At 44.0% G+C, this 20,982-nt stretch carries 23 protein-coding genes; 9 read left to right on the forward strand and 14 right to left on the reverse strand.

All coding sequences use genetic code 11. The features are described from left to right. Nucleotides 1-63 precede the first annotated feature (63 nt). On the reverse strand, nt 64-642 hold the full coding sequence (locus AC1DXC_RS22430) for a fasciclin domain-containing protein (RefSeq protein WP_477461406.1): 579 nt from the start codon (nt 640-642) through the stop codon (nt 64-66). Nucleotides 643-1,006: 364 nt separating this feature from the next. Between AC1DXC_RS22430 and AC1DXC_RS22435 the strand changes: the two genes are divergently transcribed. After that, nucleotides 1,007-1,798, forward strand: a complete 792-nt coding sequence (locus AC1DXC_RS22435) for a phosphatase PAP2 family protein (protein ID WP_477461407.1) — start codon at nt 1,007-1,009, stop codon at nt 1,796-1,798. A gap of 90 nt (nt 1,799-1,888) precedes the next feature. Here AC1DXC_RS22435 and AC1DXC_RS22440 read toward each other — a convergent pair whose 3' ends face one another. The 5 genes from AC1DXC_RS22440 to AC1DXC_RS22460 all read right to left on the reverse strand — a co-directional run bounded on the left by AC1DXC_RS22440 (nt 1,889) and on the right by AC1DXC_RS22460 (nt 8,783). Continuing rightward, nucleotides 1,889-2,809: a leucine-rich repeat domain-containing protein gene (locus AC1DXC_RS22440; RefSeq protein WP_477461408.1), complete on the reverse strand. Its 921-nt coding sequence runs from the start codon at nt 2,807-2,809 to the stop codon at nt 1,889-1,891. A gap of 7 nt (nt 2,810-2,816) precedes the next feature. Continuing rightward, the gene (locus AC1DXC_RS22445) at nt 2,817-5,528 is read right to left on the reverse strand and encodes a family 78 glycoside hydrolase catalytic domain (RefSeq protein WP_477461409.1); all 2,712 of its coding nucleotides are present in this window, start codon (nt 5,526-5,528) and stop codon (nt 2,817-2,819) included. Between the two features lie 335 nt (nt 5,529-5,863). After that, nucleotides 5,864-6,934 (reverse strand): polysaccharide deacetylase family protein, encoded by a 1,071-nt coding sequence (locus AC1DXC_RS22450; RefSeq protein ID WP_477461410.1) that lies wholly within the window; start codon nt 6,932-6,934, stop codon nt 5,864-5,866. Further along, nucleotides 6,921-8,270, reverse strand: coding sequence for a glycoside hydrolase family 140 protein (locus AC1DXC_RS22455; protein ID WP_477461411.1), 1,350 nt, complete (start codon nt 8,268-8,270; stop codon nt 6,921-6,923). Before AC1DXC_RS22455 ends, AC1DXC_RS22450 begins: the two co-directional genes overlap by 14 nt. A 90-nt stretch (nt 8,271-8,360) precedes the next feature. Further along, nucleotides 8,361-8,783: a GNAT family N-acetyltransferase gene (locus AC1DXC_RS22460; RefSeq protein WP_477461412.1), complete on the reverse strand. Its 423-nt coding sequence runs from the start codon at nt 8,781-8,783 to the stop codon at nt 8,361-8,363. Between the two features lie 168 nt (nt 8,784-8,951). On the opposite strand from AC1DXC_RS22460, the gene AC1DXC_RS22465 reads away from it, so the two are divergent. Together AC1DXC_RS22465 and AC1DXC_RS22470 are read left to right on the forward strand one after the other, a co-directional pair. Continuing rightward, nucleotides 8,952-9,197: a hypothetical protein gene (locus AC1DXC_RS22465; protein ID WP_477461413.1), complete on the forward strand. Its 246-nt coding sequence runs from the start codon at nt 8,952-8,954 to the stop codon at nt 9,195-9,197. A 3-nt stretch (nt 9,198-9,200) separates the two neighbouring features. Then, nucleotides 9,201-9,533: a hypothetical protein gene (locus AC1DXC_RS22470; RefSeq protein ID WP_477461414.1), complete on the forward strand. Its 333-nt coding sequence runs from the start codon at nt 9,201-9,203 to the stop codon at nt 9,531-9,533. A 77-nt stretch (nt 9,534-9,610) separates the two neighbouring features. On the opposite strand, the gene AC1DXC_RS22475 is transcribed toward AC1DXC_RS22470, so the two are convergent. Further along, nucleotides 9,611-9,940, reverse strand: a complete 330-nt coding sequence (locus AC1DXC_RS22475; protein WP_477461415.1) for a hypothetical protein — start codon at nt 9,938-9,940, stop codon at nt 9,611-9,613. Nucleotides 9,941-10,283: 343 nt separating this feature from the next. On the opposite strand from AC1DXC_RS22475, the gene AC1DXC_RS22480 reads away from it, so the two are divergent. The 6 genes from AC1DXC_RS22480 (at nt 10,284) to AC1DXC_RS22505 (ending at nt 15,013) form a co-directional block, all read left to right on the forward strand. Continuing rightward, nucleotides 10,284-10,658 (forward strand): hypothetical protein, encoded by a 375-nt coding sequence (locus AC1DXC_RS22480; protein WP_477461416.1) that lies wholly within the window; start codon nt 10,284-10,286, stop codon nt 10,656-10,658. A gap of 59 nt (nt 10,659-10,717) precedes the next feature. Then, complete coding sequence (locus AC1DXC_RS22485; RefSeq protein ID WP_477461417.1) at nt 10,718-11,380, forward strand: hypothetical protein; 663 nt, start codon at nt 10,718-10,720, stop codon at nt 11,378-11,380. Then, nucleotides 11,344-12,138 (forward strand): sensor histidine kinase, encoded by a 795-nt coding sequence (locus AC1DXC_RS22490; RefSeq protein WP_477461418.1) that lies wholly within the window; start codon nt 11,344-11,346, stop codon nt 12,136-12,138. The genes AC1DXC_RS22485 and AC1DXC_RS22490 overlap by 37 nt, the downstream gene beginning before the upstream one ends. A gap of 7 nt (nt 12,139-12,145) precedes the next feature. Next, a complete protein-coding gene (locus tag AC1DXC_RS22495) occupies nt 12,146-12,850 on the forward strand; it encodes a response regulator (RefSeq protein WP_477461419.1) in 705 nt (234 codons plus the stop codon). A gap of 196 nt (nt 12,851-13,046) precedes the next feature. Then, complete coding sequence (locus AC1DXC_RS22500; protein ID WP_477461420.1) at nt 13,047-13,307, forward strand: hypothetical protein; 261 nt, start codon at nt 13,047-13,049, stop codon at nt 13,305-13,307. A gap of 38 nt (nt 13,308-13,345) precedes the next feature. Continuing rightward, on the forward strand, nt 13,346-15,013 hold the full coding sequence (locus tag AC1DXC_RS22505; RefSeq protein WP_477461421.1) for a hypothetical protein: 1,668 nt from the start codon (nt 13,346-13,348) through the stop codon (nt 15,011-15,013). On the opposite strand, the gene AC1DXC_RS22510 is transcribed toward AC1DXC_RS22505, so the two are convergent. From AC1DXC_RS22510 to AC1DXC_RS22540, 7 genes are all read right to left on the reverse strand, one after another. Then, a complete protein-coding gene (locus AC1DXC_RS22510) occupies nt 14,995-15,456 on the reverse strand; it encodes a phosphatidylglycerophosphatase A family protein (protein WP_477461422.1) in 462 nt (153 codons plus the stop codon). The genes AC1DXC_RS22505 and AC1DXC_RS22510 overlap by 19 nt on opposite strands. Nucleotides 15,457-15,464: 8 nt before the next feature. Continuing rightward, nucleotides 15,465-16,286: a TerC family protein gene (locus AC1DXC_RS22515; protein WP_477461423.1), complete on the reverse strand. Its 822-nt coding sequence runs from the start codon at nt 16,284-16,286 to the stop codon at nt 15,465-15,467. A gap of 7 nt (nt 16,287-16,293) precedes the next feature. Further along, nucleotides 16,294-17,271 (reverse strand): hypothetical protein, encoded by a 978-nt coding sequence (locus AC1DXC_RS22520; protein WP_477461424.1) that lies wholly within the window; start codon nt 17,269-17,271, stop codon nt 16,294-16,296. A 290-nt stretch (nt 17,272-17,561) separates the two neighbouring features. Continuing rightward, on the reverse strand, nt 17,562-17,984 hold the full coding sequence (locus AC1DXC_RS22525; protein WP_477461425.1) for a contact-dependent growth inhibition system immunity protein: 423 nt from the start codon (nt 17,982-17,984) through the stop codon (nt 17,562-17,564). A 220-nt stretch (nt 17,985-18,204) separates the two neighbouring features. Beyond that, nucleotides 18,205-18,570 (reverse strand): hypothetical protein, encoded by a 366-nt coding sequence (locus AC1DXC_RS22530; RefSeq protein ID WP_477461426.1) that lies wholly within the window; start codon nt 18,568-18,570, stop codon nt 18,205-18,207. A 388-nt stretch (nt 18,571-18,958) separates the two neighbouring features. After that, nucleotides 18,959-19,396: a hypothetical protein gene (locus AC1DXC_RS22535; RefSeq protein WP_477461427.1), complete on the reverse strand. Its 438-nt coding sequence runs from the start codon at nt 19,394-19,396 to the stop codon at nt 18,959-18,961. 392 nt (nt 19,397-19,788) lie between these two features. Further along, nucleotides 19,789-20,277 carry a hypothetical protein gene (locus tag AC1DXC_RS22540; RefSeq protein WP_477461428.1) on the reverse strand — a complete coding sequence of 163 codons (489 nt, stop codon included), beginning with the start codon at nt 20,275-20,277 and terminating at the stop codon, nt 19,789-19,791. Nucleotides 20,278-20,982: the final 705 nt, after the last annotated feature.

The raw sequence follows: 20,982 nt of genomic DNA on the forward strand, positions 1-20,982 counted from the left end.
GACGCTTTAAAACAGTAAAACCCGGCTGTGGCCGGGTTTTGCTGTTTTAAATTACCAATTTATTTACGGCTTGGACGCGAGCACGCCGTTAAGCCCGTTCACGATGCCGTTGGCTCCCACCAAATCGAACAGTATAACCTGCGCCGAACTACCTGTGGCATTGGTGAGCTGCAATTTACTGCCTGCCAATGATAGCGTGAGGGTCTGCCCATCTAGGGTGGTTACCGTTGCTTTGCCTTTACCTGCGGTTAGTGCTGCTACAATTTCTTTTTTTCCATATTTGCCTGTAACCACATGCCCTTTAAGCAGGGTTGCCAGCTTTACAGGGTCTTTCAGCAGGCTATCCAGCTTGCCCGCAGGCAAACTGCCGAAAGCAGTATTATTGGGCGCAAAAATGGTATAGGGCCCGCCGACCTTTAAAACAGAATCGAGCTTGGCTGCCTTAACGGCTAATAATGCGGTGCTATAATCGGCATTGCTGGCCAGCGCACCTACTACATCGCTTGCGGCATCAGTAGTTGTTGTGGTAGTGGTGGTAGTTGTGGTCTTTTTAGTAGTATCTTGTGTTGTTTGTGCAAATACGCTGCTTGTAGTAAAACCAAATGCGATTACCGCTGCAGCCATAAAAATGGATCGTTTCATGTTTCTCCTTTGTTTTTAGATGTATAATAATTAAGTGTTGTGTAATTATTTATCGCATAGTAATTTTTTATTAACTATTGAATAAGCAAATAAATAGAAAGATTGTTTAAGGAAATTTGAATTTGTGGAGCGGCGACCGTTCTATCGCACATACAAGGCCCATTAATACTGCAAACAAGAACACGGGGAAGCAAGAATATCCTCCGGAGAAAGGAAAAATTTAAAACATGGCTGACGAGCCGGTGTTAACTATTTTTAAGTAAATTATTAAATCAGACACCACTATCCCTAATATCGCGTTATATCCAGATTTTCTACAGATTAATAACTTAAATAGCAACAATTTTAACTCAGCTTATATTCTTTGAAAAAGATAATCCTCATACTCCTTTGCATCGCGTCTTTAACCGCTAACGCCCAAATAAAGGTTAGTACTAAAGATTCCTTAAAAACGGATTCGGCGAACCTGCTGGCCCTGCCCGATACGGTTAAACATTTAAAGACGGCCTGGCAATCGTTTATCCCGCCTGCGGCATTTATTACTTATGGTGCACTGTCATTCAATGTAAAAGCTATCCGTAACTTCGATTTTTACATCGACAGGGAGGCGGAGAAAGACCACCCCGGCAACCTCTACCCGGTAGAAAACTACTTACAATATGCCCCTATTGTGCTGGTGTATGGTTTGAATTTTGCGGGCGTGCACGGCAAAAACACCTTTATCGATAGATCTATACTGCTCGGCTTATCAGAAGGTATATTCGGCCTGGCTACTTATGGTTTAAAACGCTCGTCAGACAGACTAAGGCCCAACGGTGCCGACCGTAATTCGTTCCCTTCGGGGCACTCGGGCAGTGCGTTCGTAGCAGCCGAGTTCATAGCGCAGGAGTATGGCGGAAAGTCGCCATGGTATGGCGTGCTTGGCTACACGTGTGCTACCGCTACGGCAGTTTTAAGAGTTTACAATCACAAGCATTGGTTCAGCGATATTGTGGCAGGTGCCGGTTTTGGTATATTAGGTACTAAAGCAGCCTATGCCATCTATCCGCTGTTCAGGAATAAGCTTTTCCACGGCGATAAATCAAATAAACAGAGCATGATCATGCCAACTTTCAGCGACGGTGTGGTGGGGTTTGTGTTTACCAAGCAGTTGTAAGCTAATCGGAGGCTAATTTGTTAACCCTGGCTTGCGAGCGTATTTAAAAAACGTTTACAGGCAAGCTAAAGGATTATTACAGGATCTGTCTCACCGTGTTTTACTACCAAGCAACTGGATATTATAATGCTTCCTGGGCCTACAAAACACATCCTCAATATTTTGAGCGGGGGTTAAATCTCCATCGACGACATCAACATCTGCCAAGAGGTGAAACGTTTTTAAATTCTTAAGGTGGTGCAGAAAGTTTATTGAATTGATTTTTCCACTATCAACGATTCGCAAATCCTCCAACTTTGTTAAGGTATTTAAAGCCTGATAATCCTCTATGCGACGACACATATCGATTTTGAGCGACGTGAGATCTTTTAAATAAGAAATATCTGTTATCGATGTCAATGACCGACATGCGCCCAAAAGCATTGTTCGAACATTTATTAATTTCTCGACACCTTTTAACGACTTGATAGAAGCTGTTTTAATCACTAATTCATTTAAACCCGCCAGATTTTTAATAGGATCTAGGTCCTGTTCCTTGTATTCAATTAGAAAAAGCGATTTTAGGTTTTGGCAATTTTCGATACCTTTAACACGTCCTTTTCGCCATTGGATACTTAATTTTTGAAGGTGAGTTAGAGAGGTTAAATCGATAATATTGTTTCCTTGTAGATAGAGGCTTAACCCCTTCAACTTGTCTAAGTTGTTCAAAAAACTAAAGTCGGCATCGTCGAGGCTCGCTATACTAAGGGATTCCAAAAAGGTGAATTCACTTAAAAAATCAAAACTATCAAGCCTGTCTTCCTTTAAATGTGCAAAAATGCGAAGCCCATTCAATTTCTCCTTTCTGATGGTCGATTCAATAAATTCTTTGCTATACTCTTTTTTATAAACCAGCAGGTTGCCCGTTGGGGAAATCTCAAAATTCTTAATATTACCAGAGGAGTTTTTCATCCTGTCACTTACGCTGTTTAATAGGCTCTTTAAATTACGAAAGATTTCGCCGCCGGCCATATTAATTTCAATTAGTTACTGTATAATGATACGTACCCGAGCCAAGTTCTACCTGTACATAAGTTTCTTTGCTGTTGGCTGGCTGATAAGGCTTGCCGTTTTGTAATGGCTTGCCGTTATCCATTACACTTGCCGCATCCTTTGCGGGGATATACACCGATGCCGTGGTGTTTACCGGGATTTGTACGTCCAGGCTTAGCTTGCCCTCGGCTATCTTCCATGCGGCGCTCACTGTACCGTAATACGTTTGCAAACTTGCCGATGCATTGCTGAAACCGCCACCCGGGTGCGGCATTATTTTGATATGCTTATAGCCCGGCGCATCGTTATAAGTATCCAACCCTACCATGGTGCGGTACATCCAATCGCCAATGGCACCGTACGAGTAGTGGTTGAAGGAGTTCATGGTAGGCGTTTCGAAAGTTTTATCGGGCTTAATACCGTCCCAACGTTCCCAGATGGTGGTTGCGCCCATTTTTACGGGGTATAGCCAGCTTGGGTAAGTATCCTGCAACAACAGCTTATAGGCCACATCGGTATAACCGAACCTGCTGAGCACCTGGCAAAGATAGGGCGTACCCAAAAAGCCGGTAGTGAGGTGATTGTTGTAGGCTTTTACGTTAGCTGCCAGCCTTGCCGCAGCCTGCGGGCGAAGGTTCTCGGGCATCATATCGAAGTTAAGCGCCAGCACATAAGCCGTTTGCGTGCCCGATACCATCCTGCCGTTGGCGGTTACATATTCGCGCATGAAGGCATCCTTGATGTTCTTAAGCTGCTTGCCGTAGGTTTCGTAATCATCGGTTTTGCCTAATACCTGTGCTGCATTGATGAGCAATTGCGTAGAGTAGGCGTAGAAGCACTGGGCAATGAGGTATTTATCGGTAACGGCTGATGTGCCGTCGGTATCGTCGTTCACGCTGTAGAACAGCCAATCGCCAAAGTGGAAACCGGTGTTCCAAAGGTCGTTTTTGGCGTTATTCTTCATATAATCTACCCAGGCTTTCATGCTGGGGTACTGGTTAACCAACACCTGCTTATCGCCGTACGCTACATACATGTTCCAAGGGATAACGGTTGCGGTTTCGCCCCAGCCTGCGCTGCCGGCGGCCCCTTGGCCCAGCACGTTGGGTACCACGAATGGCACCGAACCGTTACTTAATTGGTCGGCAGCCACATCTTTAAGCCATTTGGAGAAAAAGTTATCTACATTCATATTGAAGGATGCGGTGCGAGAGAACACCTGCGCGTCGCCCGTCCAGCCCAGGCGTTCATCGCGCTGCGGGCAATCGGTAGGTACATCTAAAAAGTTGCCTTTTTGCCCCCATTGGATATTATGTTGCAACTGATTTACCAGCGCATTGGATGAACTGAAGGTACCTGTTGGTGCCATGTCCGAATACAAAGTCACCGCCGTAAAATCATCCGGGTTAAGCTCGCCGTTATAGCCTTCCACTTTGATGAACTGGAAACCATGGAACGTAAAGTGCGGCTCGAACACCTCCACATCGTCGCCACCAAGTATAAAATTATCCTGCGCCTTGGCCGCCCTCAGGTTATCGGTGTAAAAGTTACCGTCTTTATCCAATACTTCGGCATGCGATATGGTTACTTTCTGGCCTTTTTTCCCCTTAAGCCTTATTTTTACCCAACCCACCAGGTTCTGCCCAAAATCAACAATATGTTCGTTCTTCTTGGTTTTGATTACGCGCAGGGCCTTAAAAGTCTCGTGTTTGCGTACAGGCTCGTTATAAGTGGCCAGCAGGTTCTTCACACCATAATCCATTACCTGCACACCGCTCCAACCACTATCGTTGTAGCCATTTACGGCCCAACCCTTTTTTATCTTACGGTTATCTATAGTTTCGCCGTTGTATATCTCCGAGTAGGTGATTTCAGCGGTGCTCGATTTCCAACTATTATCCGTTACAATTACTTCCGATGTGCCGTCGGAATAGGTTACATGCAATTGCAGTAAAAGGGCAATATCCTTACCAAAATAATTCACGTTGTTATTAAAGCCAATAGTGCCGCGGTACCAGCCGCTGCCCAATGTAACGCCAATGGTGTTGCTACCGGTAGCCAGCAGGTCGGTAACGTCATAAGCCTGGTATTGCAGGCGTTTGCTGTAGCTGGTCCAGCCCGGTGTAAGGTAAGCATCTCCTACCCTGTGGCCGTTTATCTGTGCTTCGTACAGGCCGTGCGCAGTAATGAATGCAATAGCCGAGCTTACTTTTTTTGTGGAGCTGAAGCTTTTGCGGAAAATTGGAGATGCCCGCAGGCTATCTTCTTTATAGCCGGGAGCAATCCATTTGGCCTGCCATTCGGTTGGTTTAAAAAGCGATGTAATCCAATACCCGGTTTCGCTCCAGGCCGAAGCTTTTTTGGCGTTATCCCAAATGCGCACCTGCCAATAATATTTGGTGTGCGAGGCCAGGGGCTTGCCCTTATATGCCACATGTACAGATGAATCTGAAACGATTTTAGCCGACACCCAGATAGGTTTCCTGAAATCGGGATAAGTGCTCACCCTTACCTGGTATGCCGTTTGGCTAACGTTGCGCCCGGCAGAAGCCAGTTCCCAGGTAAAGCGGGGCTGCGCCACATCAAGCCCTATGGGGTTGCTGCGGTTTTCGCATAAAATTTTGTTTACGGTAACCTGTGCCTGCGCAAAAGCGGTAATTAGGGTAAAGACGGTAACAAGGAGTAAAAATTTTCTCATTTTTTTTTCAATAATTGGCGGTAATAGGGCCTGCCGGGATTTATACAGTGGCGAACAAAAAGCAATATTAATTAATGTGCGTACAAACGCATTAAGTATGGTCTCGGTACATTTTCAACATGAATTACAGGTTAAAAGGTGGTTTTATGTATGGTGCGACTAATGTAAAAAAGATGAAAGCAACAACTGTCCTGAACTGTCATGATAACATGGGTCTTCAGTAATTTTTTGTACGGCTATAGATGTAATAATAGCGGATATAAAAAAGAGAAAGGATGAATGCATAATGCTTTCCCATTGAAAGGGTCAGAAAAAGGGTGATCATACCTATCTGACTATCGCGGCGCGAAAACATGCTTAAACTCCACAATTATCTTATCCCTCCCGGGTACAGCATCAAAGGTGACTATATTGCCATTTTGTTTAAACGGCAGTCTCTTATTTTTTTGAGTGACTTTCTTTAAAAATCGCCTTTCAATATTGAGGTTGATGGTAAGCGGCTGATCCCAGTTTTGGCGGTTGGTCAAAGTATCGGTAAGGCTCAGCTTCCAGCTCCAGGCCTTCTTTTCTATCAGCTTAAGCGTTGCCGAATTACGCTCCTTGTGATATTGAATAACATTCTTAAAAGGCGCAATCCAAACAGAATCCTTACGTTTTTCTAATTCAATTAAATGCTGCGCGAAAATTTTGCCGGGTGTAATGATCCAGCCATCTTCAATGCCATGATAGGTAGGGCAAAACCAGCCACCAACGGCAATAGTTTCGTCGATGCATTTCCCAAAATTCGCCATCGATGCCGAATCGGCTATCATCTGGCTGTTTACGTTGTAGTAATCGTCGTTGGTTTTGGCAAAATCGTAGGTATTATAAGCGTATGGCTTGTTTTGCGTGGCCCTTGCCCCTATAAAGTATGGCGCAACCGTTTTGCGGATGGCCCTGTCTTTATCGGTATTGCCGCCGCCCTCGCCAAAGGGATAAGCATGGGTAATCATCCGCTGCGAGGGTATCAGCGCGTCCATCTGTTTATTGGCTTCGGCACACTCTATGGCAATGGTATCTAAAGCAATTTTGATGAAATGCGGATGGGTTAGCGCGTGGTTGGCAATCTCGTGCCCTTCAAGCGCAGCATTCCTGATGAGCTGCCAACTGATGTGCTGCGCATTTACGATGGAAACCGACATGAAAAACGTGCCCTTGAAGCCGTATTTATCCAACAACGGTATCGCAACGGCATATTGCCCGGGGATACCGTCATCAAACGTTAAGCTTACCGCAGCCTTTTTATTGCCATACCATGGCGCTATGGTGTAGTTAAGTTTTTGCTGCGCCTGCGCAGCCGAAACCAGGGGCGCAAGGCTGCCGATAATGGCAACCAGCGCAATCATTATGTGTTTATAATTTCTCATATTGTTTAGCGGCATCATCAAGTATCAGCACCCAATCCTGCCCGTAACCGGTGGTGGGTGGTTGAAACCTGCAATTTTGTGTGTTAACTATTGGTGGCAACTGTTGCACCTTGCCATTGCGCGGGTTGAGCCAGCAGGCGTTCAGCTTATCGCCTTTTATCTTGCCTGCCACCACGGTAAAGGGCTTGCCTGCTGCAGTGTAAACAAATAGGTAGTCGTTCCCTCGAGTGGCCTGTATCCTATCGGCGGGTCCATAATTATTTTCAAGTATGGCAGATTGGTCGGGCACCCTATCCGTTAAAGGGCGGGCTTGCATCAGTTTGCTTAGTGTACCCATCTGCATGGCCCCCGGCAAATCGAGCGCATCGTACCAAAACATATGCGGGCCGTTCAGCGGTTCGTACCTGGGCGAGTACATCTGCCATACATCGTGGCAGCCATAGGTATGGCCAAACGCGCCAGAGAACAAATCGAGGTAGGCGTATTTACGCACATCGTAAGCGCTGGAGGTACCCAAATCTGCCACGTTGAAACATACAGGGTGGTCTTCATAAATGGGCTCGGCATCAAGAACCGGCTTTAACGGCAACGCATTGTAGCCGGCAAATATCTTATCGTAAACCGGGGTATCGCGGCAATGCCCGTTTTGGAACATATTGAACGAGAACCACGCCTCGCCCCTGAACCATTCGGCAGAGCCTAATTGGTTGGGTTGGCAATGATAACTGATAAGCGCTTTGCCATCGGTAGCTTTCATGATAGCCTGCCCCATGGCGCGCCAAATGGCCAAATCGGCCTGGCCGCGGGGCTGGCGGTCGCCTCCCAATACCCATATAATGTTGGTCTTATTTTTATACCGGTTGGCCAGCCAGCCTGCATAGGCAGCTGCGTTTTGTAGATTGAATATCTCGGGCCCGGCACCCCATCTATCCTTGAACACTTTATCTCCCCAGGTGGGCAGCAGAGCTATGTTTAGGTTGTATTGGTTGGCCTTATCTATTATATAATCTACATGCGCAAAATACTTTTCGTTGGGTTTTTCGGGGTCGTCGCCTATTAGCGGCTTTTCGCCATAAGCATTAGGGATATGCAAGCCGTCGAGCTCGGCCAAAGCAACAGCCTGTATAACCGTAAAGCCCTGCGCACTGCGATGTTTCAAATACCTGTCGGCTTCTTCCCTATTCAGCCGGTGGAACAGCTCCCAGGCCGTATCGCCGAGCCAAAAGAATGGCTCGCCTGCTTTCAGAATGTAATGCCTATTTGCAGACACCGCGAATTGCGCGAATGCGGGCGTTGCAAACGCGAAAACGAGCACCAGGAGCAGGAGTTTTTTCATTACAGCAGCATTTACAATCGGCGCTGTAAATTATGTATTTTTTGCCTATCGAAATACTCCTACATCCTTAAAAAAACAATTTAGCAACATTTATACTTTCAGGTCGGCAACGTTATCCAGCAAAAAGCTATGGGTGAACCTCGTCATGCCGGTTTTGGGGTAATAATCTACCGCCGCAGGCGCAGCCAATAGTATCAGTTTGGCCAGGGGACTATGTATCTTGGTTTCTTTTATCAGCCTGATGCCGATGCCCTGGCGCTGATATTGCTCGTCGACCGCCAGATCTGACAGGTAGGTGCAGAAAGCGAAATCGCTCAGGCTGCGGGCAATGCCTACAAGTTTACCGTTGTGGCGGGCGGTAACAAACAAGTTTCCATTTTGGCACATCAGCTTTATGCGTTCTATATCGTCAACGGGGCGGCGTTCGGCCAGCGTGCTGCGTTTCAGCACATCAATAAATTCTTCGGCATCCAGGGTGTCTTCACGCTGGTATTCAATTTGTGGGATGGCCATCTCTTGTCGTTTTAAATACTGAAGGTAAATATTATCAGCATCCAAATGTTAGCAATACGCACGCAAATTGAATAGGCCAAAAAATATAAATGGCGTAGGCCAGGGGAAGGAATTGAATCTGGTGCGCTGTTTTAATTATTTAAGTACTTTTTGTATTTTTGATATCGTATGACCACGCTAACTGTAAACATAAATAACAAGAAAGCCGAAAAGGCTGTAAAAGCTGTTTTGGATGCTTTAGGGCTGAGTTATGATATACAACCCACTGCCGCCGGCAACATCGACCAACCATTGAATAAAGCCGAGCTTGCGATGTATAAGCGACTGAAAAGGTCGCTTGAGGAAATTAAGCTTCATGAAGAAGGTAAAATAAAGCTAAAAACAATTGAAGAGGTTCTTGCCGATTTGTCGTAAGAGATGGCTATCGAAGTAATACCAACCTCAGATTTTGTTAAAGGCTTAAAGGCCATATCAAAAAAGCACAAAAGTGTACTGCATGATATAGCAGCGTTATCTATCGAATTAAAGAAAAACCCGACTACAGGTACAGATCTTGGCCAGGGTATTTACAAAATAAGGTTATCTATTTCGGGTACAAACAAAGGTAAATCGGGTGGCGCAAGGGTGATAACCTATGTTGTATTGGTCAAAGAAATCGTTTTCCTATCCGAAATATACCTCAAAAGCGAGCACGATACCGTAGATGCTGATAAAGTAATCCAACGCCTGAAAGATCAGGGATTAATTTAACCCTCAACACTAACGCAAAAAAAAACGCCCCGGCCTCACAACCGGAACGTTCCATTATAAACCACAGATCAGTATTTCTATTCATAAAACGCGGGAGATATCGCCATCTCCAGCAGTGTTTTTTGGTGTTTATCAAATAGCTTCTTCCACCAGAACTGGTAGTTGCGCGGGTACACCACCTGCTCGGAGCTTTGGCGTTTAGGCAAATTCTCCAGCGCGAGCAGCTTAAACATCACTTTGCGCGAATGATCTACTACCGCGTGCGATCGTTGCGTGTAACCGAAAAGGCTGTTGATTTCCTTGTTTGTCTTCCCCAGCAGTATCATCATAAAAATTTGAATGTGCAGGGTAGAGAAACCCTTGGTTTTAAGGTTGGGCCTGGTTGGTGCAATAGCGTGTACTTTCATAATGATTAAAATAAAAGGTTTATACGTTCGTACCTGGGTTTTTGCTTTGCTACGATAATTGGTTGCGTTAAATGATGCCGCGAATGGTTAATAATTGCGGCATCATTTAATTTTAACTTATATACGAGTGAGGGGTAAAAAAAAACGTGTTCATTTTGTTCATTGTAATAAAGCGACGCTTAAGCTTAATGTATTTGATAATTTGCCGGCAAAAAATGCCCCAGAGGGCTATATTTACCGCGTTATCCCCGTAAAAGGCCATATTATTAATCGGGGATAAATCCTTAACCTTTACATATAGAGAAATTAACCCAATCCCTTAATATTAACTTTTAAACAACCAATGAGCAACGAAACCGAAAATTCAGCAGACGGCACTATCCCCTTAGCAACCGGAAAAGCATGGGCAGCAAACTGGCGCAGCCACCTGTCAACATCAGAAGATGTTTTTCAGGTGAGATCTTTTTATGTCCCAATCGCGTCTATAAACACTTTGCTTACCAACAGCCCCGGTCTGGAAGGCATAAGGACTTATATGGCACTTGAAGATGCCGGCGACATGACGACGGCCAAAATGGTAATGGTAGCGATTGTTGACGGCGAAGAAGTACTTACCCTGCCCCACGAACACGGCAAAGTACATAGCGGCACCGTAGACATGTTTACCCCCTGCCCTCCCTATTGCCCAACCGGCGGCGGCCCCACTTTAGAAAGCTGATTGAAATTTCTTCCGCAGATGTTTATAAGCTTTAATATCTTTAAGGCTTATAAACATCAATGGAAAAGTTTTTCTTTATTTACACCACGTTCATCGCTCCTCCCACCGCATTAATCCCTATCGTTTATGCATTTATTAACTACCGGCATTTAAGCCGCGCGTTTAAAATACTACTGGCCTTTATTATTTTTTCGGTGGTTATGAACACTACAGCTACTGTTATGGCGCGTGTTTACCATTTGCCCACGCTCTGGCTGTTCCATATTTATACGCCTTTTGAGTTTGCCTTTATTATCGCCTTTTTCGCTGAATTTTTTAGCAAACGTATAAAGTATATCATGTACGGTGTTGCCGTAGCGTTTGCGTTTTTCTGCTTGTGCAATACGCTTTTCTTCCAAAGCTTTAAGCAATTAGATGGCTACTCCCGGTCGGTAGATGCGCTTATCCTTATTGCCTGCTGCATGTTGTTTTTCTCTAAAAACAATAACGATCTTGACCATAAATGGGGCGACTTTGCCAGCAACTGGATTGTCGCCGGCGTGTTGCTCTATTATAGCAGTTCGTTATTTATGTTTATTTTCTTTAACATGATGACGGTAGCCGGCACTATACAAATGATTATATTTATAGGATACGCCACTGTTTTAGCAATAGAATATATTTTATTTGCAATAGGATTCAACAAATGCAGGGCACAACAGACAATATCTACATCCAAATGATCCTGGGGATGAGCGGTGCCGCCATTTTGGTAGTATCGTTCATCTTATTTTCTATACGCAACCAAAACAGGCTGCTAAGGCAACGCCAGCAGTTTCAGCAGGCCGAAATCGCGCACCAGAAAGATTTGCTGCGGGCCGTGATAGAATCGCAGGAGGCGGAACGTAAACGCATAGGGCAAGACCTGCACGACGACGTGGGCACCAGCCTCTCGGGCCTGAGGCTGCTTATAGAAATGTTTAAGCCGGCCCAAAAAGATCAGCACTACGCAGATTTCTTACGATCGAGCAAGACCACGATCGATAAGATAGTGAAAGATGTAAGGCATATATCGCACAACCTCTCCCCTGCTACGCTGGGCTACTACGGGCTTGCAGCGGCTATAAACGAGCATTGCGACATCATCAACCAATCGGGCAAGTTACAGATAGATGTGGTGAACGATGCCGAAGCTGCATTGGAGCAACTGAATATAACCGTTGCCACCGCACTTTACCGCGTGCTGGAAGAATTACTTAACAACACCATCAAACACTCGGGTGCCAGCAGGGCGGTAATTGCGTTTGCAACCAGCAGCCAACAAATAACGATAGATTACGGCGACAATGGCAAAGGCCTGCCGGTATCTGCCGATACGGGCAGGAAGGGAATGGGCATGCAAAACATCGAGAGCCGCTTGCTCAACATAAATGCTACATTTGTATTGAGTACCCAGCCGGGACAGGGGTTTGGCATCAACATAAACTACCCCCTGGCCTAAACTATTAATGATGGAAAAGATAAGCGTAGCAATTGTTGACGATCAGAACCTTTTCAGGCAGAGCCTGGCTATGCTTATCAATTCGATAGATAACCTTAACCTGGTTACCGATAGCCCCGGCGGCCAGGAACTGCTGGATACACTTAAGGTATTAAATACCGGCGTAGATGTTGCCGTGATCGATATGGATATGCCCGGCATGAACGGCATACAACTCAATAAACTGCTGCACGAACTTTACCCTGAAACCAAGGTAATTATACTATCTGTACATGTAAATGAGGCACTTATATCCAAAATGATCAATGCTGGGGCAGCCTCATACCTGGCCAAAAACTGCGATAAAGACGAGTTGATAACAGCCATAAACACGGTGCATGAAAAAGGCTTTTATTTCAATAACGAGGCGCTGAACGCCATCAGGAATAGCAGCAACCACAGAGGCCAGGCCCATACCCTGCTTAATGCAATACCCGTAGCTTTAACCAAGCGCGAAAAACAATTGCTTTTGCTGATTTGTAAGGAGTACAACAATGCCGAGATAGCCGCAGAGCTTTTTTTAAGTGTACGCACTGTAGAAGGGCACCGCAACAACCTGCTGATAAAAACAAACTGCCGCAACACCGCCGGCCTGGTGCTTTTTGCTATTAAATACGGCGTTTTCGAGGTGCATTTTAACCAGGTAATTATACCCGATTTTAAAAACGAGTAGAAATACCAATTCCCCCGATTGGTATATTTTTAATTTATTTTATTAACTAATTAAACATATTGGTAAATTTTGAATGCCTTTATAATTAAAATTAACTAATAAGAAAAATAAAATTAACAACCCGCATTGGCTGCGAAATTCCTTACAACTTAATAATTATATTTACGTATTAGAAAGTATTCGATTAAGTTGTAAGATGGACATTGTATATATCAGTAACCAAATTAAGTTTGATATACTAACGATATGCGGGCAATCGGCAGCGCACCCGTACAATTTGCTGACGGATACCCCGCTGTATGCTATGGGCTATAACGATGACGGAGAACTGTGCCGCATGCTCGAAAACAGGCTGCAGCTTGTGGCCGAGGAATACAAAACCGGCAAGCATATAACAGCTGGTTCGGTATCTAAAAACCTTACGGTGTGGCAGTGTATCCAGCTGGTTATTGTTTAAATATAGCTTTCCGTTCCTTCCATATATATTAGCTATCCATGACCGCCTTCTTAAATTATTACCTAGAGATCCTTAAACAGGCCGTACTAGCCAATTCTGGCTTGAAGAGCGTGGCACCGGGCGACTGCAAGCTTATATCGTTCAAAATATTCGAAGCTACCAGGCAAAGCGTAAGTGAAACCACGCTGAAACGCGTTTACGGGTTTGCGTACAGCAAGTTCCGCCCATCGTTATTCACTATAGATGTAATGGCCAGGTATTGCGGCTATGAGGGCTGGGACGATTTCCGCCTGCAGCAGGATGGTATGGCCGGTAAGCAATCGACAAGCAACGCCAATTGGGAAACATTGAAGCAAAACGCTGCCAAAATAACCAACTTTACTTTGCATGCCTTAAAAAACAAATCGGGCATCCCTTATAACCAAACCATAAAAAGGCAATTCATCAACCAGCATCTCAATGACTTTTTGCCGGGCAATTATTCGGCAACCGTATTGGCTGCGCCCGCCGGATACGGTAAAACCATAGCGATCTGCCATTGGGTGGAAACCGCTCTGTCGCTCAATTCATCGGGCCAGAGCAATGATATCATCTTATTCTTCAGCAGCAATGCGCTCATGAACGTATTCCTGAGCGGACGCGACCTTAACGATTGGCTGCTAGGCCTGCTGGGCTATTCTACTGATAAAGACCTGCGGGCATTGGTTGACAACGGCGGCGGACAGGACGGCAATTTTTACCTGATTATAGATGGGCTGGACGAACATTCATACAAATCTGAGCAGTTTGAGCTGTTGATGGACCAGGTGATCGACATACTGGCGCTATACCAGGATACTTCATGGTTTAAGCTAATCGTCAGCATGCGCTCGGCTACCTGGATGAATAATAAGCACCTGCTACAAAACCACCCCGAAAGCTGGCACACCGGGCTTTGGAACGAGAACAGTAATGTGTGCATAAACGTGCCCCTGTTTACCGTGGCCGAAATAAAAGAGCTCTGCCTCAATATCAATCCCTTTATCAAAAACTTTTTGGCAATAGACCTGGCCGATAACTTTAACCATCCACTGTACTTTCAGTTTTACTATAAGGAGCATAAGGATAATTTCTCGCTGAACGATGTTAATCATATTTGCCTGTACGAGCTGATATCAAATTTCGTGCTGAACAAGATTTACCTTGGCCCGCATTCCGACGAGAAAATATTATTGCTTGATGAGTTGGTTAGCTTAATGAATTTTGAGAACAGCCGATTTGATATAGACAAACTAAAGGTGAGCGGCCTGATAAAACAATACCACCATGCCTACCACGATTTGATAAGTGTTGGTTTTTTGCGCGAGATAAATACCAGTACCGACCTGCATTACCAAACCGTGGTACAATTCAGCAACAATCATTTCCTGGATTTCACTATAGCCAGGGAATTGCTGCTTAAAAACCACAATGTTTTTGATGATAAGCTGATTACTTTCGTAAACCAAAACTTTGGGGATAGCGCGCGTAAGTTACAACTGATCAAATGGTGTCTGCTGCATGCTGCAAAAACAAGCGGACAGCCCGATGTAGCGGCCCTTAAGCTGATGCAATTAACCGACGACGAAAAGGCCGATCTGTTGGTTTTTTTGAGCGAACTGGAAGAAAAAGCCCGGGCCAAACCCCAATTATACAAGCATGCAAGCTATCAGCTCAACTGGAATTGAGGCAAAATAAAGTACACCACCACTTGCAGTACAACATTGCCATAAATCCCGGCCAGTACATCATCCATCATAACGCCGGTGCCGCCGGGCAGGGCCTCCAGCTTGCGGATGCCCAGCGGTTTTAAAATATCAAAAAAGCGGAACAGCACCAAACCTGCCAGCAGCAAGTACAGGTTTGCCGGGATGAATAGCATGGTTACCAGCATGCCCGCTACCTCATCAATTACCACGCGGTAGCTATCCTTACCCCATTCGGGCTCCACCTTGTTGCCAACATAAATACCCACGAAGGTGATGATTACCGTAACTATGAATAAAATATAGGCAGGGTAAACAGGTAATTGCCATATGGCCCAAATAAGCGGGCAGGTTACTATAGCGGCAAGTGTGCCGCCGCCTTTTATGTATCCTATTCCAAAAATGGATGCGATGAGTTTATTCATAGCCCGGTTTAGCTTTTATTCAGCACATCTTCCGCTGCTTCGGCAACTTCCGGTTCGATGGTATGCTTTTTAGGGAAATTGAACAGCAGCGAAGTAACTACCGGTATCAGGAATATGGCTACTGTAAATACCGATACGGCTATATCTGCCGTTTCGCCCTCCATAAATTTGGAGAATGGCGTTTCGGGCTGAAAATGGATGTATAAAGATGAAGTGAGCTTGATACCCAATACCCCTATCACAATAAACGCAACCGTTTCTAAAAAGGTGAACTTCTCCATCAGCTTTACAAAGGCCTGCGCCACAAAACGCATGGCCAATATGCCGATGAATACGCCGGTGTAAATCAAAAAAACATGGTCCGTAAAGGCAACGGCGGCAAATACGTTATCTATCGAGAAGGCAAGGTCCATCAGCTCTACCAGGGCAACTGTTGCCCAAAAGGTACCAATCAGCCCAACGGTTGATTTGTACAACCAGTTTTTCTCTTTATCTACAGATTCTTCCCCGCCGTCGGCATCTTTTTCCTTTAGCTTACCTTTAAAATAATCAAACGCCAAATACATCAGGTACAAGCCGCCCAGTGGCTTCAACCACCAAATTTTCACCAACCATGCTGCTAAAAACAAACATACACCGCGTAGCACATAAGCGCCAATAATACCATATTTAAGTGCCCTGCTGCGCTGTTTTGGTGGCAGGTCGATAACCATGGTGGCCAGCACTGCGGCATTATCTACAGAAAGCAAGCTTTCTATTACTATTAAGTTCAATACAATTAATAAACCTGCTTTTATATCTTCGCCAAGCAGTTGGTGTAAAATGTCCATATCGGTGTTAAATTAAGTCGGTATTAAGCATCGTTTTTAAAATGTTCGCTTGCACGTCAAAGCTATTCATATGTTCTAAGAAATCAACATCGGCAATTTTTTTATAATCCTCATCCAGCAGGCTTATCACTTCGGCCGGCAAATGGGTTTTCATTACTCCTGCCTTGCTTTGCAAGCGCACGTTCTTATCAAGCAGTTCCTGCATTACGCGCTCTTTTTTTGATAATTTGCTATCGGTTGCCGCGTTTCCAATTTTGGCTACATCGCAAAACAGGAAAATGTTGTTAGACGGTGAATATAGAAAATACTCGCCTATATCGATAATTTTATAAACCTCAATAGTTACATCGGCACATTTTACGCCGGCATAAAATTCAATTTTAAAGCCGTGCTTGTTTAGTTTGCCCATCAGCTTGCGCTGTATGGTGGCATATTTATCGGTGTAAAGGTCGGCCGGGTTGTAACGCAGCAATTCGTCCAGTACTTCTACCGGTATCTCGGCAAAGTAATCGGGTGCGTAGCGCGCGCTAAAAAGGTTTATGTTTTTGGCGAAGGGGTAATCCTCCAGGTCGTTTGATAACACATCAAACAGCTTGCGCAGGCTTTGCGCCATTTTTAGCGCCTGCCGCTGCTTATCATTACTAAAATCATGCTCACTGAACACGGTATCGTCCATTTGGTCGATGAGTTCGGTGTTCAACGCAACCTCGTCTAACAGCAGGTCGGCCCGGCTCTCGTTATTCTTCTTTATTTTTTTAAGCAGATCTATCAGGGTGACGGTAAACTGCAGGTGGAACAACTCCAGTTTACCGGCATCCAAATCGGGATTGGTTGCAAATAACTGGTGGATAACCTGGGTACGCAGGTAAATTTTATAAATGATGTCGTTGTTGAAGAACACCGTAAGCAATTGCAGCTTGCTGATGGTGCGGGTACTATCATTTAAAATATTTATCCTGTTTTCATCCATCAATCGTAAGCCCATTTAAAATGTAAAAATACAAAAATACTATGGTAGGTGCTTATCAGATTTTGATTAGCAAAAGGGCGGTGCATAATGCAGATTAATGTAACTCCTCGCTCCCTTGTCATATCGAACGAGCGATAGCGAGGAGATATCTTGTTATACTTGCAAGGCTCGCCACTATGCAAATCGGCTATGCATGCCCGCTTTGCATAGCTAACAAGATCCTTCGCTATCGCTCAGGATGCAAAAGGCAAAATAAAAACTTTACCGAAGATGGTCGAGGCATTGCGTTGCATGGCTGGCTAACGTTATTTCTTTAAGAACTCTTGGTATGAATCCTTGATTCGTTGAATTAGCTCATCAGTCAAATCAATTGAACCCAATCTCTTTTTCTGTTCCGTGTAAAGTTCAATTATTTCCTGCTTTTCTTTTAAGTGCGTTATCCAAAAATTCGGCTCATTATTGATTCTTAACAAAGAACAAAGTAAATCACCAGGATAATATTCCACCTCTACAAACAAATCTTCCTTTAGTCTATCAATGGCAATATTTACCAAATATTCTAATCCTGTGTTTTGAACTATTAAAAACCTTATATCTGCCAAGTCAAGTTCCGATACAGGTTGATTGTGCAGTTCATAAAATCTACATTCAATCCCACCGTGTGTTTTCCTTGACGGGATTTCACTTTTCCATTTCCATCCTTCTAATTGACTTATGCTTTTATCCATTTTATTACAAACTTGCTGCTGCCTTTTTTGCCCTCCCCGTTACTGGCGCACGCGTGCGCTTTAGCCGCTATAAAAAGTCGATATCTATTAGGCCCTTTCCATCAGAATAAAGCTACAGGATTTTAATGATATTTTGCTTTGCATGGTTGATTAGGAACGCGCGACACGTGCGCACCAGCGTGGCGCGCTGTCGCCGCTGTATACGCCTGCCGAGATTTGCTTAAATATCAATCTTTGGATGTTTAAGATGTCTAAGCAAAATAAAAACTAAAATTGACAAACTTAACGAAACGATATGAAAAGTTAATCCATATTCATTAAACACCAAATAACTAAGTATAAATCCTAAAATCGACGATATAAACCCAACAAGTGCACCAATTAAACCCGATCTTAATCTATGGTGCTTAGCATAGACAAGAAAAAGCAAAGAACTCAAAAAAATGACCGACGAAGCACGTGCCGAAAGGCCATCATCCTTTCCTTGATAAAATGACATATCATAGCTTTTTATTTTTTCATCTATGTAGAAGATCACTACGAATGCTATTGTCGCCATGATAATTGATTTCAAAATTGCATTCATAATTAATTTATTTGTTTTTCAACGGCATCATTTAACTCCCGCCCGTCCAGGCGCCCCTCGCCTGGATGCAAAAGTTTTAAGCGTCCACGCTTAAGTTACCCATTTTTTTAATATCCCCCTATTTAATTCCCTGGCATCGCGATGCCGCAACTGCTAAGTTTATACTCACAAGAAACCAATAACCACCGGGTCTGCAGGCCAGGCGCACAGGTTTGGCCAGGTAACGCTAACCGGGGGATGCTTGTCGAGGGTTATCTATTAACACCCGCCATCGTGGGCGCTGAAAAATATCGTCAGTCAGGCGAGGACGCCCGCCAGTGCGGGGAATATTCAAATAAACTTATTTTTAAAGACAGTACCTCGCGCCAGCTAGGAAGAAAAGACGAATCTAAAATAATCGAGGTTTCATTAACGTTATCATTTCAATCGATTCTCCGCGATTTCGATATTGAACATGAATGTCGCAATCATCAAAAAAATATTTCTGCCACTTTGGCGTGATGCCATAAATCATGCTGTAATCATCGCCCCCTTCCGCTTGAGGTTGCCCCAATAACTCTCTTACCTGGCTATCATTTAAAGAAAAATTTAAATTTAACGGCAATGGTTGCTTAAACTCAGAAAAGCCTTGGTGATTTTCTGAATAAAAATAAATAGTACGCAGTCCATGTATTTTATCAAATACGGCCTCGATACCAAGGCTTTCGTTAATTAAATAGCTTTTATCTTCGACTTGATCCAATTCTGCGAAGGCAAAAAAATTAATAAACTCTCCATCTTCTTGTAGATTCTCAATGGTTCTTCCAAGCCATTTTTGATAACCCATAATTATTGCTTTTTGTCAGTAGTGAAAGGTGCAGAAAGTTGTTGTATTGCATGATCAATTTGTCCATTTTGTATAGCCGTCTTTAAGAAGACCCGCCCGTCCAGGCGTCCCTCGCCTGGACGCAAAAATTTTAAGCGTCAACGCTTAAGTTACCCAATTTTTTAATATCCCCCTACTTAATTCCCTGGCATCGCGATGCCGCAACTGCTGACTTTATCCTCACAAGAAACCAATAACGACCGGGTCGCAGGCCAGGCGCACAGGTTTGGCCTGGTAACGTTAACTGCGGGATGTTTATCGAGGGTTATCTATTAACACCCGCCAGCGTGGACGCTGAAAAATATCCTCAGTCAGGCGAGGACGCCTGTCAGGGCGGGGGTATTCGCACCAGGCTAGGGCCCGATCGGGCGGGTTTGTTTTTGTAGTTCGTTAAAATGAATTTGCAACTTTTCTAAAAAATAACATGGAGAGTTTTTATCACAATTCAACACTTCATTGAGAAAAAAATTTCGCTCTTTATTTACCTTTAAATATCGTATAACATATTCGGTTTTTGTAATCCCTTTGCAATTGCACTTACTATAATCTTTAATCTTTGCAACTTCTCCCAAATCAATATTGTTCAGCAAATCCTTTAAACCATTATTCTGTATTTCCCTTGCATTTACCGGAAGTTTTTTATAAGTCATCAACAAACTATCGTTTGCTAAAAAATATACTTTTCCATTTACAAGTGCTATACCTGTTACACTTTCATACAATCGTTCATCATATTTTATTTGATAGACAAACATATCATAATCATTTTCAATTACTTTTTTATTCTGCGCAGATTGACAACTGCAAAAAAACATCATTAAACCAAATAAATACTGCCTCATTTTATGATTAATCTGTTCTTTTCCCTTGTTCTGTTCGTGTCCTACCTCGCCGGTTCAAGCGTCTCGCTTGAACCCAACCGCCTATCAGCGTCCCGCTGATGTAACGGCATGATTTTTAGCGACTGTTTTGTTGAGGCGTTGCGTTGCATGGTAATAAATATGCGGATGTTTCCTGACATTGCAAAAGTGCTGTTGTAAGCGGGACGCCTACTTTTGTTTTGATTCAAGCGGCACGCTTGAACCGGCGGGAGTGAATGTAGCACAAGTATGCTCACGCTCTTTCTCCGCTACATACTCGCGCCAGCGTCGGGCAAATTTTCTTTTATTGCGGGCATGTTGGGCAAGTACTTGAAGAAAAGTACAGCAAAATCCACACAATAATTTGTATCAACAGATAAACTAATTCGGTTTTAAAATACGACAATGGAATTTTCCTGAATAGATAATTATAAAACATTATAAAAATAAAAATTAGCAGGATTGGCGTTTGAACCAGGTTAACATAAAAATAAACAATGGCCATAATGGGTATACCTTTTATAAAAAGGTAGTTAATTACCCAATATACACCCAAAAAAATAGCTAATCCGAAGATACTTTTAAAAGTAATTTTGAATAGTTCCATGTCTTAAACATTTGTTTTGCTAACCCCGCCGGTTCAAGCGTCTCCCATTGCTGGCTCACGCGTGCCGCGTGTGCTTTAGC

This window comes from Mucilaginibacter sp. P2_D11 (genome assembly GCF_056404435.1).

What these genes read in the sequence shown, in the direction of transcription:
- AC1DXC_RS22430 (WP_477461406.1), bottom strand. Translation starts at nt 642, where the DNA reads ATGAAACGATCCATTTTTATGGCTGCAGCGGTAATCGCATTTGGTTTT.
- AC1DXC_RS22440 (WP_477461408.1), bottom strand. Translation starts at nt 2,809, where the DNA reads ATGGCCGGCGGCGAAATCTTTCGTAATTTAAAGAGCCTATTAAACAGC.
- AC1DXC_RS22445 (WP_477461409.1), bottom strand. Translation starts at nt 5,528, where the DNA reads ATGAGAAAATTTTTACTCCTTGTTACCGTCTTTACCCTAATTACCGCT.
- AC1DXC_RS22450 (WP_477461410.1), bottom strand. Translation starts at nt 6,934, where the DNA reads ATGAGAAATTATAAACACATAATGATTGCGCTGGTTGCCATTATCGGC.
- AC1DXC_RS22455 (WP_477461411.1), bottom strand. Translation starts at nt 8,270, where the DNA reads ATGAAAAAACTCCTGCTCCTGGTGCTCGTTTTCGCGTTTGCAACGCCC.
- AC1DXC_RS22460 (WP_477461412.1), bottom strand. Translation starts at nt 8,783, where the DNA reads ATGGCCATCCCACAAATTGAATACCAGCGTGAAGACACCCTGGATGCC.
- AC1DXC_RS22465 (WP_477461413.1), top strand. Translation starts at nt 8,952, where the DNA reads ATGACCACGCTAACTGTAAACATAAATAACAAGAAAGCCGAAAAGGCT.
- AC1DXC_RS22470 (WP_477461414.1), top strand. Translation starts at nt 9,201, where the DNA reads ATGGCTATCGAAGTAATACCAACCTCAGATTTTGTTAAAGGCTTAAAG.
- AC1DXC_RS22475 (WP_477461415.1), bottom strand. Translation starts at nt 9,940, where the DNA reads ATGAAAGTACACGCTATTGCACCAACCAGGCCCAACCTTAAAACCAAG.
- AC1DXC_RS22480 (WP_477461416.1), top strand. Translation starts at nt 10,284, where the DNA reads ATGAGCAACGAAACCGAAAATTCAGCAGACGGCACTATCCCCTTAGCA.
- AC1DXC_RS22485 (WP_477461417.1), top strand. Translation starts at nt 10,718, where the DNA reads ATGGAAAAGTTTTTCTTTATTTACACCACGTTCATCGCTCCTCCCACC.
- AC1DXC_RS22490 (WP_477461418.1), top strand. Translation starts at nt 11,344, where the DNA reads ATGCAGGGCACAACAGACAATATCTACATCCAAATGATCCTGGGGATG.
- AC1DXC_RS22495 (WP_477461419.1), top strand. Translation starts at nt 12,146, where the DNA reads ATGATGGAAAAGATAAGCGTAGCAATTGTTGACGATCAGAACCTTTTC.
- AC1DXC_RS22500 (WP_477461420.1), top strand. Translation starts at nt 13,047, where the DNA reads ATGGACATTGTATATATCAGTAACCAAATTAAGTTTGATATACTAACG.
- AC1DXC_RS22505 (WP_477461421.1), top strand. Translation starts at nt 13,346, where the DNA reads ATGACCGCCTTCTTAAATTATTACCTAGAGATCCTTAAACAGGCCGTA.
- AC1DXC_RS22510 (WP_477461422.1), bottom strand. Translation starts at nt 15,456, where the DNA reads ATGAATAAACTCATCGCATCCATTTTTGGAATAGGATACATAAAAGGC.
- AC1DXC_RS22515 (WP_477461423.1), bottom strand. Translation starts at nt 16,286, where the DNA reads ATGGACATTTTACACCAACTGCTTGGCGAAGATATAAAAGCAGGTTTA.
- AC1DXC_RS22520 (WP_477461424.1), bottom strand. Translation starts at nt 17,271, where the DNA reads ATGGGCTTACGATTGATGGATGAAAACAGGATAAATATTTTAAATGAT.
- AC1DXC_RS22525 (WP_477461425.1), bottom strand. Translation starts at nt 17,984, where the DNA reads ATGGATAAAAGCATAAGTCAATTAGAAGGATGGAAATGGAAAAGTGAA.
- AC1DXC_RS22530 (WP_477461426.1), bottom strand. Translation starts at nt 18,570, where the DNA reads ATGAATGCAATTTTGAAATCAATTATCATGGCGACAATAGCATTCGTA.
- AC1DXC_RS22535 (WP_477461427.1), bottom strand. Translation starts at nt 19,396, where the DNA reads ATGGGTTATCAAAAATGGCTTGGAAGAACCATTGAGAATCTACAAGAA.
- AC1DXC_RS22540 (WP_477461428.1), bottom strand. Translation starts at nt 20,277, where the DNA reads ATGAGGCAGTATTTATTTGGTTTAATGATGTTTTTTTGCAGTTGTCAA.